The organism is Stutzerimonas sp. NM35 (assembly GCF_054604355.1).
In genome coordinates this window covers 985097-1001638 of the sequence record NZ_CM137728.1, presented here as the reverse complement: position 1 = coordinate 1001638, position 16542 = coordinate 985097, and the positions used below count along the sequence as shown (strand labels likewise).

General features: G+C 61.0%; 17 protein-coding genes. 9 read left to right on the top strand and 8 right to left on the bottom strand.

Translation table 11 applies throughout. The features are described 5' to 3' along the window. Positions 1–262: 262 nt before the first annotated feature. Entirely contained in the window at positions 263–1243 is a 981-nt protein-coding gene (locus tag ACYCFC_RS04825; RefSeq protein ID WP_459653272.1) for an IS5 family transposase, read from the bottom strand. A gap of 381 nt (positions 1244–1624) precedes the next feature. Here ACYCFC_RS04825 and ACYCFC_RS04820 point away from each other — a divergent pair, with 381 nt between their 5' ends. Then, positions 1625–1939: an EthD family reductase gene (locus ACYCFC_RS04820; RefSeq protein WP_181086843.1), complete on the top strand. Its 315-nt coding sequence runs from the start codon at positions 1625–1627 to the stop codon at positions 1937–1939. A 137-nt stretch (positions 1940–2076) separates the two neighbouring features. Here ACYCFC_RS04820 and ACYCFC_RS04815 read toward each other — a convergent pair. Then, a protein-coding gene (locus ACYCFC_RS04815) for an IS5 family transposase (RefSeq protein ID WP_459653271.1) occupies positions 2077–2827 on the bottom strand; the annotation gives its coding sequence in 2 pieces (ribosomal slippage) (positions 2077–2775 and positions 2777–2827; 750 coding nt in all). 376 nt (positions 2828–3203) lie between these two features. Between ACYCFC_RS04815 and tusD the strand changes: the two genes are divergently transcribed. The 6 genes from tusD (at position 3204) to ACYCFC_RS04785 (ending at position 6650) form a co-directional block, all read left to right on the top strand. After that, positions 3204–3596, top strand: a complete 393-nt coding sequence (gene tusD, locus ACYCFC_RS04810; protein WP_459653270.1) for a sulfurtransferase complex subunit TusD — start codon at positions 3204–3206, stop codon at positions 3594–3596. After that, the gene (gene tusC, locus ACYCFC_RS04805) at positions 3596–3955 is read left to right on the top strand and encodes a sulfurtransferase complex subunit TusC (protein ID WP_459653269.1); all 360 of its coding nucleotides are present in this window, start codon (positions 3596–3598) and stop codon (positions 3953–3955) included. The genes tusD and tusC overlap by 1 nt, the downstream gene beginning before the upstream one ends. Next, positions 3955–4257 (top strand): sulfurtransferase complex subunit TusB, encoded by a 303-nt coding sequence (tusB, locus tag ACYCFC_RS04800; protein ID WP_459653268.1) that lies wholly within the window; start codon positions 3955–3957, stop codon positions 4255–4257. Before tusC ends, tusB begins: the two co-directional genes overlap by 1 nt. Next, positions 4254–4589: a TusE/DsrC/DsvC family sulfur relay protein gene (locus ACYCFC_RS04795; RefSeq protein WP_459653267.1), complete on the top strand. Its 336-nt coding sequence runs from the start codon at positions 4254–4256 to the stop codon at positions 4587–4589. The genes tusB and ACYCFC_RS04795 overlap by 4 nt, the downstream gene beginning before the upstream one ends. Further along, entirely contained in the window at positions 4586–5566 is a 981-nt protein-coding gene (locus tag ACYCFC_RS04790) for a glycosyl transferase family protein (RefSeq protein ID WP_459653266.1), read from the top strand. The genes ACYCFC_RS04795 and ACYCFC_RS04790 overlap by 4 nt, the downstream gene beginning before the upstream one ends. 85 nt (positions 5567–5651) lie before the next feature. After that, complete coding sequence (locus ACYCFC_RS04785) at positions 5652–6650, top strand: glutathione S-transferase family protein (protein ID WP_459653265.1); 999 nt, start codon at positions 5652–5654, stop codon at positions 6648–6650. A 166-nt stretch (positions 6651–6816) separates the two neighbouring features. Here the strand turns inward: ACYCFC_RS04785 and cysG are convergent, their stop codons facing one another. The 6 genes from cysG to ACYCFC_RS04755 all read right to left on the bottom strand — a co-directional run bounded on the left by cysG (position 6817) and on the right by ACYCFC_RS04755 (position 14529). Then, positions 6817–8211 (bottom strand): siroheme synthase CysG, encoded by a 1395-nt coding sequence (gene cysG / locus ACYCFC_RS04780; protein ID WP_459653264.1) that lies wholly within the window; start codon positions 8209–8211, stop codon positions 6817–6819. A 147-nt stretch (positions 8212–8358) separates the two neighbouring features. Continuing rightward, entirely contained in the window at positions 8359–9639 is a 1281-nt protein-coding gene (serS, locus tag ACYCFC_RS04775) for a serine--tRNA ligase (RefSeq protein ID WP_459653263.1), read from the bottom strand. Positions 9640–9711: 72 nt separating this feature from the next. Continuing rightward, positions 9712–10086 carry a fluoride efflux transporter CrcB gene (crcB, locus tag ACYCFC_RS04770; RefSeq protein ID WP_181086833.1) on the bottom strand — a complete coding sequence of 125 codons (375 nt, stop codon included), beginning with the start codon at positions 10084–10086 and terminating at the stop codon, positions 9712–9714. Further along, the gene (locus ACYCFC_RS04765) at positions 10083–11408 is read right to left on the bottom strand and encodes a replication-associated recombination protein A (protein ID WP_459653262.1); all 1326 of its coding nucleotides are present in this window, start codon (positions 11406–11408) and stop codon (positions 10083–10085) included. Before ACYCFC_RS04765 ends, crcB begins: the two co-directional genes overlap by 4 nt. A 75-nt stretch (positions 11409–11483) precedes the next feature. Continuing rightward, the gene (gene lolA / locus ACYCFC_RS04760) at positions 11484–12110 is read right to left on the bottom strand and encodes an outer membrane lipoprotein chaperone LolA (RefSeq protein WP_181086831.1); all 627 of its coding nucleotides are present in this window, start codon (positions 12108–12110) and stop codon (positions 11484–11486) included. 16 nt (positions 12111–12126) lie between these two features. After that, positions 12127–14529 (bottom strand): DNA translocase FtsK, encoded by a 2403-nt coding sequence (locus ACYCFC_RS04755; RefSeq protein ID WP_181086830.1) that lies wholly within the window; start codon positions 14527–14529, stop codon positions 12127–12129. 259 nt (positions 14530–14788) lie between these two features. Between ACYCFC_RS04755 and trxB the strand changes: the two genes are divergently transcribed. Then, positions 14789–15736 (top strand): thioredoxin-disulfide reductase, encoded by a 948-nt coding sequence (gene trxB / locus ACYCFC_RS04750; protein WP_459653261.1) that lies wholly within the window; start codon positions 14789–14791, stop codon positions 15734–15736. Positions 15737–15848: 112 nt separating this feature from the next. Then, positions 15849–16529 (top strand): leucyl/phenylalanyl-tRNA--protein transferase, encoded by a 681-nt coding sequence (gene aat, locus ACYCFC_RS04745; protein WP_459653260.1) that lies wholly within the window; start codon positions 15849–15851, stop codon positions 16527–16529. Positions 16530–16542 lie beyond the last annotated feature (13 nt).

The following is a 16542-nucleotide window of genomic DNA, read 5'->3' as shown; positions in this document are numbered from 1 at the left end:
AAAACCGGACCTCAGGGAAACTCTTAAAAAGCCAATTTTACGAAATGTCAGGTCTGTAAACCGCACAGCTACTGGGCTGCGTTTCCGGAGTGAGGCTTTTTTCATACCTCCCTTAGGGATGGTCTGAAGTAGCCCTGTGTTTCCGGCCGACTTCTGCCCTTGCCAATTTTAGAAGCGGCGATTCGACCAAAATCGATCAAGTCATCCGCTCATTTCTGAGTTTTTAGCCGCCGCGAACACCTCTCAGCGGCCATTTCCCACATTACAGGCGCACCTCTCCTGTATTCGTCAGCAAATGCCGGCGCGCCATCCACAGGTTCGACAGGGCAAACAATGTCACCAGCTGCGCCGTGTTCTTCGCCAGGCCACGGAAGCGTGTCTTCACATAACCGAACTGGCGCTTGATCACCCGGAACGGGTGCTCGACCTTGGCGCGCACCTGGGCCTTGGCCTTCTCGATCTTGCGCTTGGCTTTGTACAGCGCGCTGCGCTTACTCAGCTTCTTGTACGTACTGCGGCGGGCCGCGATCTGCCAGATCACCTCCCGGCCTTCATGTTCCGGGCGCTTCTCGACGCCGGTGTAACCCGCGTCGGCACCCACCATGTTTTCCTCACCGTGCAGCAGCTTGTCGACCTGGGTAACGTCTGCAACGTTGGCTGCCGTCCCTACCACGCTGTGCACCAGGCCGGACTCGGCATCGGCGCCGATGTGGGCCTTCATGCCGAAGTAATACTGGTTTCCTTTCTTCGTCTGGTGCATTTCCGGGTCGCGCTTACCGTCCTGATTCTTGGTCGAACTCGGCGCATGGATCAGCGTGGCATCGACGATAGTGCCTTGGCGCAACGACAAACCGCGGCCGCCCAGATAACCATTGATCACCGCCAGAATCCCAGCCGCCAATTCGTGTTTCTCCAGCAAGCGACGGAAGTTGAGGATGGTGGTTTCGTCGGGAATGCGTTCCAGGCTCAGCCCGGCAAACTGGCGCAGGATCGTGATCTCGTACAACGCTTCCTCCATCGCCGGATCGCTGTAGCCGAACCAGTTCTGCATCAGGTGTACGCGTAGCATCGCCATCAGCGGATACGCCGGACGACCGCCTTCACCCTTGGGATAGTGCGGCTCGATCAGAGCAATCAAACCCGTCCACGGCACCACCTGATCCATCTCGATCAGGAACAACTCCTTACGGGTCTGCTTGCGCTTGCCGGCGTACTCGGCGTCGGCAAAGGTCATCTGCTTCATCGGAAAACCCAGGCAACAGGATCGGCGTATTTCACCAGAAACGGGAAGTCTTCTTCAGGATTTCCTTAGAAGACTGAGCAGCGGTATTGCTTGGGTTCAGGATGAATTGCTCAGCATCAGCCTGGATGGCAATTTTCATTTTCCAGCACATACCCCAAGTGCTGGTCACAGGTGACAACCTGACTGATGGGGCATGCTCACTGACACGTCGCGCTCATCGGACGACGTAGGGCTCAGCTTGGGTAAATCGCCTCGCCCCTACGCTATCCGACAGAAAGTACCAGTCGCGGTGTACCAAGGTAGCAAACAAGCGCCCTGCGACTCTCATAAGCTGTGGCCATCGGACCGCAATTTGCAGGTCCTATGAAGGAGTAGAAAGGCATGATCAAGGTCAGCGTGATGTATCCCAACACACCCGAGGCACGTTTCGATCAGGACTACTACCGCGACATACATATGCCGCTGGTGCAGGAACGTATGGGCAAAGCCTGTCTTTACTACACAGTAGACAGAGGCATTACGGCGGGGGCGGATGTGCCTGCGCCATATATAGCAATGTGCCATATCTTCTGTGATTCGCTTGAGACGTTTCAGGCAAGCTTCGGTCCTAATGCTGAAGAAATTCTTGCAGATATCCGCAACTACACCGATCTGGAGCCTGTGATGCAGTTTAGTGCTGTGGTCATCGGACACTAGCCGCTCGGAACAAATGGGAAGGCGGTTTTTAACCGTTTCCTTCCATTCCAAATGGTTTATCCGTCTTCTGTATGCTGCCTGGGCATCAGCGCCTTGCTCATTAGAGCGCCGCTTTGGCGCTAGGGTCTGTTGACGTTTCACATGGGTAGCCATAGGAGTCCGCAGGCCATGGCTACCATGCTCTCGTAATTGCGTTTCAGCTTGTCGTATCGGAACGCCACCGCGCGATACTGCTTCAGCCGCGCAAAAGCGTTCTCGACCAGATGCCGATAACGATACAGGCCCCTATCCAGGTCGGCATTGCCCCTGATCGAATTGCGCTTTCTGGGAATCACCGGTCGAGCGCCCAACACCTCGATCAGTTCACGGATGCGCTCACTGTCATAGCCTTTGTCCGCGACAATCACTTCGGCAGACGGCAACTGTGCAATCAGCTCGGGAGCCGCGGTGCAGTCGTTGATGTCGCCTCCGGTGATCTCGAAAGCCACAGGCAAACCATGCGCATCGACAGCTAGATGGATCTTGCTGGTCTGCCCGGCGCGGCTTTTGCCAATCGCTTCAGGCTGACCGCTGGCAGCACCGGCACTGTGCTTATGGGCCTTTACATAAGTGCCGTCGATGAACGCCCACTCAAAGTCAGGCTCCTCGAGCAAGGCGTTGAAAACCTTGAGCCACTTGCCGGCCGCCGACCAGGCGTTGAAGCGTTTGTAGACAGAATTCCAGCATCCGAAGGCGCTGGGCAGATCTCGCCAGGGGCAGCCCACGCGCATCCGGTAGAGCATTCCCTCAACCGTCATCCGCAGATCTGGCTTGTGGTAAATCGCTTGCTGAAGCAGAAATTTTTTCCAGCTTCGACCAAAGCTCGTCACTGAGCATTAATCGGGGCATTGCAAACCCGCAGGGTTATTGGTGTAGGAACCTCAATTCTGCGGGTTTGCTCTTCTTCCTCAATGCCCCACCGCAAAACGTCAACAGACCCTAGGCCAGAAGCCGCTTCACCCAGCGCGTACTGCCGTATTCATCCTCTCCGACATACCTAGACTTCGATGCGATTGATCAGCCGCGCCATATCGAAAGCCCCTGACCTCATCGAAATCCGGGGCTTTTCGTCGTGCGCTAGGCATGGTGCGTAGCGCTGTAACTGGCGCTGGCGCTCGCCGTGGTGGTGGTGGTGGATCGATGTCTTGGAGGACGGTGGGGGCAACCTCGCCCCTACTCGTTTCTGCAGCTGGCGTATCATGTCGTCCACTGAACAAGGTGCCTCATGAAATTCGCAATCGCCCTTTATGCCCCGGCCCACTCCCCCGCCTCGCGGCGCGCATTGCGCTTTGCCGAAGCGGTGCTTACCGGTGGGCACGAGATCGTCCGGCTGTTTTTGTATCAGGATGGCGTCCACAGCGCCTCGGGCAATGTCGTGGCCGCGCAGGATGAACTCGATATCGCCGGGCAATGGAGTCACTTTATCCAGGCTCACGGGCTCGACGGCGTGGTCTGCATCGCCGCCGGCCTGCGCCGTGGCGTGCTGGATGAGCAGGAAGCCAAACGCCATGGGCGACCTGCCGCCAATCTCGCGCCGGGCTGGGAGCTTTCCGGGCTGGGTCAGTTGCACGAAGCGGCGCAACAGGCCGACCGCCTTGTCTGCTTTGGAGGTCACTGATGGCCCGTTCGATGCTGATCATCAGCCGCCAGTCGCCCTGGTCCGGCCCCACGGCCCGCGAGGCGCTGGATATCGTGCTGGCCGGCGGTGCCTTCGAGCTGCCGCTGGGCCTGCTGTTTCTCGATGATGGCGTGTTCCAGCTGGCGCCGATGCAACAGGCGACATCCGTACAGCAGAAGGATCTGACCGCCAACCTGCAGGCGCTGCCGCTGTTCGGAATCGAAGCGCTGTTCGCGGCCAGACGCAGCCTCGACGAGCGCGGGCTGGACGAAGCCAGCCTGGGGCTTCCCGTCGAAGTGCTGGACGACGATGCGCTCGGCGCTCTTATCAATCGCTATGACCATGTGATCACGCTCTGATGGCCACCTTGCACCTGCTTTCACATTCCCCTTTCGCCGACAGTCGGCTCTCCAGCTGCCTGCGCCTGCTGACTGCCGGCGACGGGTTGCTGCTCAGCGGCGACGCCGTCTACGCGCTGCAGCACGGCACCGCCCAGCGCCAGGCGCTGGAGCTGCTGCCGGAGGGCATCGCCCTCTTCGCTCTGAACGAGGACATTGCCGCACGCGGGCTGGAGGATTTGCCCAGGCATCTGCAACAGGTCGATTACCCGGCTTTTGTCGAACTCTGCTGTCGCTACGCACGGACCAATGCCTGGTTATGAACGAACTCGTCGTGGATGACGCGAGAATTGCCGTCGATCAGGAAGGCTATCTGCTGGATCTGGGAGACTGGAGCGAACCTGTCGCCCAGGCATTGGCTCGGGCCGAAGGCCTCGATCTGCAAAACGAACACTGGGAAATCCTGCTGTTGCTGCGCGAGTTCTACCAGGAATTCCAGCTCTCGCCGGCGACACGCCCACTGATCCGGTATGTCGCATTCAAGCTCGGCCCCGACAAGGGCAACAGCATGCACCTGAACCGACTATTTCTAGGCACGCCCGCCAAGCTTGCAGCCAAACTGGCAGGCCTGCCCAAACCGAGCAATTGCATATGAATATCGTCACGCCTGCCGAACATCCCTTTGCCGTTTTCGTGCGCATTCTCGGCAAGGGCAAGCGCGGCGCCCGCGACCTGACCCGCGAAGAGGCACGTGAAGCCATGGGCATGCTGCTCGACGGCAAGGCCGAGGACACCCAGCTCGGTGCCTTCCTGATGCTGCTGCGACACAAGGAAGAAAGCGCCGCAGAGCTTGCCGGCTTCACCGAGGCCGTACGCGAGCGACTGCACGCACCGGCAATCGCGGCGGACATTGACTGGCCGACCTATGCCGGCAAGAAGCGCCATCTGCCCTGGTATCTGCTGGCAGCCAAATGCCTGGCGCAGAATGGTGTTCGGATTCTGATGCACGGCGGCGGCGCACATACCGCCGGGCGCCTGTATACCGAGCAGCTTCTCGGCCTGCTGGATATCGCCCGCTGCGACAACTGGGCTGCTGTTAATGCGGCTCTGGACAGCAGCAACCTGGCATTCATGCCACTGGGTGCCTGGATGCCCCGTCTGCAGCATATGATCGACCAGCGCAACATCCTCGGTCTGCGTTCGCCGATTCACTCGCTGGCACGCATCCTCAACCCACTGGGTGCGCGCTGCGGCCTGCAAAGCATTTTCCACCCCGGTTATCAGGCCAACCATCGCGAAGCCAGTCGTCTGCTCGGCGATACCAGCATCGTCATCAAGGGCGAAGGTGGTGAAATCGAAGTCAACCCGGACGGCATCGCCCACCTCTACGGCACTGAAGCCGGCACCAACTGGGACGAAGACTGGCCTGCTCTCTCTGCGCAACGCCATGTAAAACCCGCACAACTCGATCCTCAACACCTGCTTGCTGTATGGCGCGGCACCGAAGATGCCTATGGCGAACTGGCCGTCGTAGCGACCATGGCGCTGGCCCTTCGCGGTCTCGGGCAGCCCCGCGAGGCAGCTTTCGAGCAGGCCCGGCACTACTGGGAACAGCGAAACCCATCGGCTTGATCGATGGGTTTGATCCGCCATTGCGCCCCTTTGCTCGAACCTTGCCCCCTAAACTGTCTCCAAGATTCGAATTGAGGAGGCGATCATGGGACTTCTGGTTGAAGGGCAATGGCACGACCGCTGGTATGAAAGCAGCGATGGTGGAGAATTCCAGCGAGAACAGGCCCAGCGCCGCGGCTGGGTAAGCGCTGACGGCTCGCCTGGTCCGGACGGCCAGCGCGCCGTCAAGGCGGTAGCCGGGCGCTTTCACCTCTATGTTTCGCTCGCCTGTCCCTGGGCGCACCGCACACTGATCTATCGAAAACTCAAGCAACTCGATTCGCTGATCGACGTATCCGTGGTCAGTTGGCTGATGGCCGAACACGGCTGGACGTTCGACAAGAGCACCGGCTCCAGCGGCGATGCCCTCGACGGGCTGGAGTTTCTGCACCAGCGCTACACTGCCGATGATGCGAGCTACACGGGCCGGGTAACCGTCCCTGTGCTCTGGGACAAGCAGGAACAGCGTATCGTCAACAATGAATCCTCCGAGCTGATCCGCATCTTCAACAGCGCCTTCGACGCACTGACCGGCTCGAAGCTGGACCTGTATCCCGAGCCGCTACGCGCCGAGATCGACAGGCTCAACGAGCGGATCTATCCAGCCGTCAACAACGGCGTCTACCGTGCAGGCTTCGCCACCACGCAGCAGGCCTACGAAACCGCCTTCGACGAGGTTTTCAGCGAACTGGACTGGCTGGAACAACGCCTCGGACAACGGCGCTATCTGGCAGGTGAGTTTCTGACCGAAGCGGACTGGCGACTGTTCACCACCGTCGTACGCTTCGATACGGTTTACCACGGCCATTTCAAATGCAACCTGCGACGTATCGAGGACTACCCGAACCTGTCGAACTGGCTGCGCGAGCTGTATCAGTGGCCGGAAATCGCACAAACCGTGGATTTCACCCATATCAAGAGCCATTACTACGCGAGCCATCGCCAGATCAACGCCAATGGCATCATTCCCAAGGGGCCGCGACTGGCGCTGGAGCGCGCCCATGACCGTGAACGGCTGCCGGGCAAGGGCATCTGGTCGCGCTGAATGTCTAGATCTGGCAGCCTGTATTATCAGGCCCATACCAGACTGTTGAAAAACGTAGGCGAGGCAGGCAAGACAAGGCAAAAACAAGCGAGGACGCGGAGTTTAGTGGTCTAAATGAGCAGTCCGAGCCTGTTTTTAACGCAGTATTGCCAACGCAGGTAGTTTTTCAACAGTCTGGCGCGCTGCCCTCGAACCAGGCCAGCTTGTCCCGCAGCTGCACCACCTCGCCAACGATGATCAGGGTCGGCGCCTGCACCTGCTGGTTCGCAATGCGTTCGGGCAGATCAGCCAGCGTGCCGGTAAACACCCGCTGGTTGCTGGTGGTGCCCTGCTGAATCAGGGCGACAGGCGTACCGGCGGCGCGGCCATGAGCGATCAGCTGCTGGCAGATCAACGGCAAACCGACCAAGCCCATGTAGAACACCAGCGTCTGGCTTGAGGCCACCAGCTCCGACCAGGGCAGATCGCAACTGCCATCCTTCAGGTGCCCGGTGACGAAACGCACCGATTGCGCATGGTCGCGATGGGTCAAGGGAATGCCGGCATAGGCGGCACAGCCACTGGCGGCGGTAATGCCCGGCACCACCTGGAAGGGAATGCCATGGGTGGCCAGCTCTTCAATTTCCTCGCCGCCACGACCGAAGATGAACGGGTCTCCGCCCTTGAGGCGCAGCACCCGCTTGCCCTCTTGGGCCAGAGAGACCAACCGCTGGTTGATCTGCTCTTGGGGCAGAGCATGCTCGGCGCGCTGCTTGCCCACGTAGATGCGATCCGCATCGCGACGACACAGGTCGAGAATGGCCGGTGCCACCAAACGGTCGTAGAGCACCACATCGGCCTGCTGCATCAGGCGCAGGGCACGGAAGGTCAGCAGATCGGGATCACCCGGCCCGGCGCCGACCAGATACACCTCGCCCAACGCCTTGGGTGCCGCACCGGAGAGTTTGTCTGCCAGCAGCCGCTCGGCCTCTTCGACACGTCCAGCCAGCGCCTGTTCGGCGATATTGCCTTGGAAGACTTCCTCCCAGAACACCCGACGCTGCTGGACATCGGAAAATTTCGCTTTGACCTGGGCACGGAATGCCTTGGCCAGCCCGGCCAGTTGACCGTAAGCAGCGGGAATCCAGGTTTCGATCCGTGCGCGAATCAGCCGCGCCAGCACCGGCGCATCGCCACCACTGGATACCGCGATCACCAGCGGCGAACGATCGACGATGGCCGGGAAGATCACCGTGCACAGCTCTGGCGAATCCACCACGTTGACCGGGATGCCGAGCGCACGGGCATCCTGCGAAACGCGGGCGTTCAGGGGCTCGTCATCGGTGGCGGCGATGGCCAGCACGCAACCGGCCAGGTCGCCGTCGGCATAGCCGCGAAGTACTGTATGCCCGCCACCCTGCTCCACCAGCTCGGCCAGTTGCGAGCCGATGTCAGGGGCCACCACGCGCAGCAGCGCGCCCGCTTCGGACAGCAGCCGCGCCTTGCGCAGGGCAATATCGCCACCCCCCACGATCAGCACCCGGCGGCCCTTGAGGTTGTGAAACAGGGGAAGGTAATCCATGCGGCTCGATCCTGATTTCAGCAAAAAAAAGATAGGGGCATCACAGCCGATCAGCGCCGCCCTGCCCCTGTCGAAAATCAAGGATGGGCCTTTTGCCGCAACGCCGCGATCACGCGACATCCGCTCCCATCACTCTTGCAGCTAGCCTTAACCGATGACTTCGATACCGCCCATATAGGGTTTGAGCACTTCGGGCACGCGAACGCTGCCATCAGCCTGCTGGTAGTTTTCCAGCACCGCGACCAGGGTGCGCCCCACCGCCAGGCCGGAGCCATTGAGGGTATGCACCAGCTCGGGCTTGCCGGTTTCCGGGTTGCGGTAGCGCGCCTGCATGCGGCGCGCCTGGAAGTCGCCGCAGTTGGAGCAGGAAGAAATCTCGCGGTATTTCTCCTGGCTCGGCACCCAGACCTCCAGGTCATAGGTCTTGGTGGCGCTGAAACCCATATCGCCGGTGCACAGCGCCAGCAGCCGATATGGCAGTTCCAGCAATTGCAGCACCTTCTCGGCGTTGGCCGTCAGGCTTTCCAGCGCTTCGAAGGACTGGCTCGGCTCGACGATCTGCACCATCTCGACCTTGTCGAACTGATGCTGGCGAATCATCCCGCGGGTATCACGGCCGGACGCACCCGCCTCGCTGCGAAAGCATGGCGTGTGGGCAACGAACTTCAGCGGAAGCTGCCTGGCATCGAGAATTTCGCCGGCAACGATATTGGTCAGCGAGACTTCAGCGGTCGGGATCAGGTAAAAATCGGCCTCGCCTTCGCGGCTGATCTTGAACAGGTCTTCCTCGAACTTGGGCAACTGACCAGTACCCTGCAGCGCCGGCGCCTGGACCAGATAAGGCGTGTAGGCCTCTTCGTAGCCATGCTCGCGGGTGTGCAGGTCGATCATGAACTGCGCCAGCGCACGGTGCAGGCGGGCGATCGGCCCGCGCATCAGGGCGAAGCGCGCACCGGACAACTTGGCCGCGGTCTCGAAATCCAGCCAGCCATGCTGCTCGCCAAGGGCGACGTGATCCTGTACGGGGAAATCGAAGTTTTTCGCCGTGCCCCAGCGACGTACTTCGACATTCTCGTCTTCGTCCTTGCCCACCGGCACCGACTCGTGCGGCAGGTTCGGCAGATTCAGCATCAGCTGGTCCAGCTCGGCCTGGAGGCCCTCAAGCTCCTGTTTGCCGGCGTCCAGCGCGGCAGCCATGCGATCGACATCGGCCAGCAGCGGCGCAATGTCCTCACCGCGCTGCTTGGCCTGACCGATGGATTTGGAGCGGGCGTTGCGCTCGGCCTGGAGTTGCTCGGTGCGGGTCTGCACGGTCTTGCGCTGGGCTTCCAGCGCCTCGATACGCGCCACGTCCAGCTGATAACCGCGGGTAGCCAAGCGATCGGCAACGTCTTGCAGCTGTGTGCGTAGCAGTTTCGAATCAAGCATGGTGAGTCTCGTCTGTGAAAGCTTTGAGGAAAGGCGAAGAGGAAGCGGAGTTTACTGCGATAGCGGCCAGCTTCATAACCTGGCGAGCATTAGCCCGGCCCAGGTTGCCAGCAGCCCGCCCAGTACGCTGCTGCCGATGTAACCGAAGGCCGTCGCGACCTGGCCACTTTCCAGCAGCCGCAGAGCATCCAGGGAAAAGCTGGAAAAGGTCGTCAGCGCGCCAAGAAAACCGATGATCAGCGCCGCACGCAATTCCGGAGAGATTTCCGGGCGCGTCAGGAAGGTCGCGTACAGGTAGCCGATCAGCAGGCAACCGAGCAGGTTCACCGCCAGCGTGGCCAGGTAGAAATGCCGAGGCCATTGTGTGCTGACCCAGGTGGCGACGGCGAAGCGCAGCAAGGTGCCGACTACCCCGCCACAGATTACAGCGAGCAGCATGCGGATCACGGTTTTCTCCGCTGCTTCGGGCTTTCACGGTCCAGGCGCGCCAGGTATTCGAGCTTGTCGCGGATCTTGCCTTCCAGCCCGCGCGGCACCGGGTGGTAGTACTGGCGCGGCTCCAGGGCCTCGGGGAAGTAATCCTCGCCGGCGGCGTAGGCATCGGGCTCGTCATGGGCGTAACGGTACTGCTGGCCGTAGCCCAGCTCCTTCATCAGCTTGGTAGGCGCGTTGCGCAGATGCAGCGGCACTTCATGGGAGCCATTCTCCGCCACATCGCGCATGGCTGCCTTGAAAGCGGTATAGACCGCATTGCTTTTCGGCGCACAGGCCAGGTAGACAATGGCCTGGGCAACGGCCAGCTCACCCTCGGGACTGCCCAGACGCTCCTGAACATCCCACGCATTGAGACAGAGCGTCAGCGCGCGCGGATCGGCATTGCCAACCTCCTCGCTGGCCATGCGCACCACACGCCGGGCGATATAAAGCGGATCGCAGCCGCCATCGAGCATCCGTGCGAACCAGTAGAGCGAGGCATCGGGGTTGGAGCCGCGAACGGATTTGTGCAGGGCGGATATCTGGTCGTAGAAGGCTTCACCGCCCTTGTCGAAACGCCGACGACCGTCGCCGAGCAGGTCCTGCAGCAGCTCGACGCCGATCTCGCCGCCCTCCTCGGCCAGGTCCGCCGCATTTTCCAGCAGGTTCAGCAGGCGCCGGCCATCGCCATCGGCGGCGACCAGGAGCATCTGGAAGCTTTCTTCGGGCAGTGTGAGATGCAGGTCCCCCAGCCCCCGAGGCTCGTTCAGCGCACGGGCGACCAGTTTGCGCAGGGCCGTCTCGTCGAGGCTTTTCAGCACATAGACGCGCGCCCGCGAGAGCAGCGCGTTGTTGAGTTCGAACGAAGGATTTTCGGTGGTCGCGCCGATAAAGATCAGTGTGCCGTCCTCGACATAAGGAAGGAAGGCATCCTGCTGGGACTTGTTGAAGCGGTGCACTTCGTCGACGAACAGAATGGTGCGCCGACCGTACTGGGCCGCCTGCTGTTTGGCGACTTCCACGGCCTGGCGGATTTCCTTGACCCCGGCCAGCACCGCCGAAACCGTCTCGAAATGGGCATCGGACACCTTCGCCAGCAGCCGTGCCAGGGTCGTTTTGCCCACGCCTGGCGGCCCCCAGAAGACCATCGAGTGCAGCGCGCCCTGCTCCAGCGCCTCACGCAGCGGCTTGCCACGCGCCAGCAGATGCTCCTGTCCGACATACTCGTCCAGGCTGGCGGCACGCAGACGGGCGGCTAGCGGTTGAGCGACGGGATCGCGACTGAACAGGTCCATCGTGGCTGCAAAACCCTCATGCAAACGGCCTGCGGAAAAGCAGGCCGTATCGGTTGACTGAACTGCAGAGCGGCATCATTCGGAAATGACGTCGGTCCCTTCGGGAATCTCGAAACTGAACAGCCCGGCGGCCAGCGGGGCGTTCACCCGGACGCCGTGAAACAGGATATTGGTACGCTGCCCGACGCCATCGATCATCTGCATGTCATTGATCACGCCGCTGCGAAAGGACAGGCGCAGGTTGTCGAACAGGGTGTCCCTGGCCTTGGGCCTGAGGGTGAAATCGATCACCTCGCCTGCCTCCTTGTGGGACACCTCGAAGTTCTCGCTGATGGTCGAGACATCGCCGGAAAGCAGCAGCGCCGGCGTATGGGTCAGTCGCTGATCCAGGGTCTGGATGGTCACCTGTTCAAGGTCCGGGTCGTACAGCCAGACCTTGTTGCCGTCGGATACCAGCAATTGCTCCATTGGCTCATCGGTGTGCCAACGGAACTGCCCCGGACGCTTCAGGGCCAGTTCGCCGGAGGTTTCCTGCAGCTGGGTGCCGGAGCCATCGAGCGACAGCTGGGAGAAGCGCCCGGTCAGGGTTTCGGCCTTCTGCAGCAACCCGGTCAGGCGCTGCACGGAGGCGGTCTGGTCGGCCTGGACCGGCACCAGCGTGAACAGCAGAGCGGACGCGAACAGCAAGCGAATCAATTGCATAATCCCTCGGTGCGACTCAGTCGCGCATGGGCGGCGGCGCAAGCACTTCGCGCGAGCCATTGGTATTCATTGAAGTGACGACACCGGCCATTTCCATGGCTTCGATCATCCGGGCCGCACGGTTGTAGCCGATTTTTAGTTTGCGTTGCACGGAGGAAATCGATGCGCGTCGGGTTTCGGTGACGAAGCGTACGGCCTCGTCGTACAGCGGATCTTCCTCACTGCCTTCACCGCCGCCCTCACCACCCCCGCCGTCGAAGCCGCTGCCGGACTCCTCGACGCCAACCAGGATTTCCTCGATGTAATCGGGCGCGCCTCGTGCCTTCCAGGCTTCGACCACGCGGTGCACTTCGTCATCGGAAACGAAGGCGCCATGCACACGAATCGGCAGCCCGGTGCCCGGCGGCAGATAGAGCATGTCGCCGTGCCCCAGCAACTGCTCGGCGCCGCCCTGGTCGAGAATGGTACGCGAGTCGATCTTGCTCGACACCTGGAACGCCATGCGGGTCGGGATGTTGGCCTTGATCAGACCGGTGATCACGTCCACCGAAGGCCGCTGAGTGGCCAGGATCAGGTGAATCCCCGCAGCACGAGCCTTCTGCGCGATACGTGCGATCAGCTCTTCGACCTTCTTGCCGACGATCATCATCATGTCCGCGAATTCGTCCACTACCACGACGATGGTCGGCAGTTTCTTCAATAGCGGTGCTTCGTCTTCCATGCTTTCGCGGCGGTACAGCGGGTCGGTCAGCGGCGTACCAGCCTCCTCGGCGTCCTTCACCTTGCGGTTGAAGCCCGCCAGGTTCCGCACGCCCATGGCCGCCATCAGTTTGTAGCGTCGCTCCATCTCGGCGACGCTCCAGCGCAGCGCGTTGGCCGCCTCCTTCATGTCGGTCACGACCGGACACAGCAGGTGCGGGATGCCTTCGTAGATGGACAGTTCGAGCATCTTCGGATCGATCATGATCAGTCGCGCGTCTTCCGGTGGCGACTTGAACAGGATCGACAGGATCATCGCGTTGACGCCCACCGACTTGCCCGAGCCGGTGGTGCCCGCCACCAGCAGGTGCGGCATCTTGGCCAGGTCGGCGATCACCGGCTTGCCGCCGATATCGTGGCCCAGGGCGATAGTCACCGGCGACTTGGCATCGTCATAGGGCGCCGACGACAGCACCTCGGAGAAGCGCACGATCTGGCGGTCCTCGTTGGGAATCTCGATACCGACCGTGGTCTTGCCGGGAATCACCTCGACCACGCGCACACTGATCACCGCCAGCGAACGCGCCAGGTCCTTGGCCAGGTTGGAGATACGACTGACCTTGACGCCAGCTGCCGGCTGGATTTCGAAACGGGTGATCACCGGGCCGGGATGCACGGATTCGACGATCACCTCGACACCGAATTCCTTGAGCTTGATCTCCAGCAGCCGTGACATGGCCTCCAGCGATTCGGGCGAATACTGCTTCTGTTGTTTCTCGGCGGCATCCAACAGGGAAATCGGCGGCAGGCTGCCTTCAATCAGAGGATCGACGAACAGATTGGTTTGTTTTTCCTTCAGCACGCGCTTGCTCTGTTCCGCCGCCTTGGGCGGCGCAGGCGGCGTGATCACGGGTGCCACGCGCTTTTCGCGCTCGCTCATGTGCTTGCTCAGCGAGCCTTCACGTTCCAGCAGGCGCTCCTTTACCTTCGCCCGCTCACGGCGATCAGGCAGCGAACCCGCCACTTCGTTGACCACCTCATCGGCTTCTCGCAGCTGAGCGACCATCTGCCTGCGTTCGATACGGCCCGCCCACCAGCGGCTGAAGAAACTCTGGATCAGTTCGATCAGGTCCAGAGTGATCTTGCCGGTCAGGTCCATCACCTTGAACCAGGACAGGTCGGTGAACACGGTCAGGCCGAAGAGGAAAAGAGCGATACACAGGAGCGTACTGCCCTGAACGCCAAGAGCGCTCTCAGTCCACTGACCGAGGGCGGCGCCGAGCATGCCTCCGCCGGATCGCTGCATGCCCTCCTGCGCTACAAAGTGAATATCCGCCAGCACTGTCCCGGCAGCGATCAGGCACACCAGCCCCGTCAGATGCCAGACGAACAGCCAGCCATTCCATTGCCATTGCTGATTTCTGTTGCGGAAGATTCGCCAGGCACGAATGCCGAGCAACAGCGGAAAGAGATAGGCGAAATAGCCCAGGCTTCCCAGCAGAATGCTGGACAGCCAGGCCCCGATCATGCCACCGGCATTATCAAAGGAATGGACCTGGACACTGTTGTCCCATGCCGGGTCGTTGCTGCTGTAGCTGACCAGCGTCATCAGCAGGAACAGGCACGCGGCAACCGCCGCGATCAGGGCACCCTCTTTGAGACGATAATGCAACTGCTGCCGCCAGTCGGGAGCCGGCGCGGTAGAGGAGGTATTCTTCAAAACGCTTTATTTCCTGCGCCAACGGCGCGCTCTGTGGTCCGTAATCAGCCAGAACCTCGGTATTGTACGGCTTTGTCGACTCAATGGCATGCCGGTTCCATACCGGCTTGGGTTTTTCCCGATGCTTCGGTGTAGCATAAACGCCAGTTTTCGCAGCGTGACTCGACCAGCAGGCCACTTTCAGCGCGGCATTGCCAGTTTCAATGGTCTGTCAAACCACGTTTATCCTATTGATATCAAAGGCTTATGAGGGCTCTTTATGAGTGAAGTCAAGCATTCACGTCTGATCATCCTCGGCTCGGGCCCGGCCGGTTATACCGCTGCGGTATATGCCGCTCGCGCCAATCTGAAACCGCTGATGATCACCGGCATCCAGCCCGGCGGCCAGCTGACCACCACCACCGAAGTGGACAACTGGCCCGGCGACGTCGAGGGTCTCACAGGCCCGGCACTGATGGAGCGCATGCAGCGGCACGCCGAGCGCTTCGACACCGAGGTGGTGTTCGACCATATCCATACCGCCGAACTGCAGCAACGTCCTTTCATCCTCAAGGGCGATAGTGCCACCTACAGTTGCGATGCACTGATCATTGCCACTGGCGCTTCGGCGCAATACCTTGGCCTGCCTTCCGAAGATGCATTCGCCGGACGCGGCGTCTCGGCCTGTGCCACCTGCGACGGCTTCTTCTATCGCAATCAGGTGGTCGCCGTGATCGGCGGCGGCAACACCGCAGTCGAAGAAGCGCTGTACCTCTCCAATATCGCCAGGGAAGTCCATCTGGTTCACCGCCGCGACAAGCTGCGCTCGGAGAAGATCCTGCAGGACAAGATCATGGATAAAGCGACCAACGGCAATATCCACTTGCACTGGAACCATACGCTGGAAGAAGTCCTTGGCGACGCCAGCGGCGTGACCGGGGTGCGTCTGAAAAGCACCCTGTCCGGCGAAGAGCAGAAGCTCGACCTGGCCGGCGTTTTCATCGCCATCGGTCATAAACCCAACACCGATCTGTTCCAGGGCCAGCTGGAGATGAAGGACGGCTACCTGAAGGTCAAGGGCGGTAGCGAGGGCGATGCCACCTGCACCAGCATCCCCGGCGTGTTCGCCGCTGGCGATGTGGCCGATCACGTCTATCGCCAGGCCATCACCTCGGCAGGCGCCGGCTGCATGGCCGCGCTGGATGCCGAGAAGTACCTCGACCAGTAACAGGCCGTTGAAAACTACCTCCCTTGTCTTGCCTGTCTCGACTACGTTTTTCAAAGTCTGATATGTCCCTTTCGGCGGTTGCCTGCAACCGCCGCCTTTCCGGCCTATCGATATGCTGACCTGGCTGCAGCGCGACAATCTCTCGTTTCCCTCTCTGGACAAGGCCATGCGCGAGCCGAACGGCCTGCTCGCCGCTGGTGGCGACCTGTCGCCCGAACGCCTTCTGGCCGCCTACCGCCACGGCTGCTTCCCCTGGTATCAGGAGGGGCAGCCGCTGCTCTGGTGGTCGCCGGACCCGCGCACGGTGCTCTATCCCGAAGAGCTGCATATCTCACGCAGCCTGCGTAAAACCCTGCGTCAGGGGATATTCCAGATAACCTTCGACCAGGCATTCAAGGCAGTCATCGAGGGCTGCGCCGCACCGCGCAGCTACGCCAACGGCACCTGGATCACGCCCGCCATGCAGGACGCCTACCTGCAACTGCATCGAATGGGCATCGCCCACTCCGTTGAAGTCTGGCAGGACGGACATCTGGTCGGCGGCCTTTACGGTCTGGCCATGGGGCAGTTGTTTTTCGGCGAATCCATGTTCAGCCGCGTCACCGATGCCTCCAAGGCGGGCTTCGTCACATGGGTGGAACATCTGCGAGAGCGGGACTTCAAATTGATTGATTGCCAGATGCCGACGCAGCATCTGGCCAGTCTCGGCGCCCGGACAATACCCCGAAAAACCTTTGCCGAAGCGCTTGCCAGATATCTCGGTGAACCCGACACAACCCGATGGGAGTCCTAGTCGACCAAGCCAG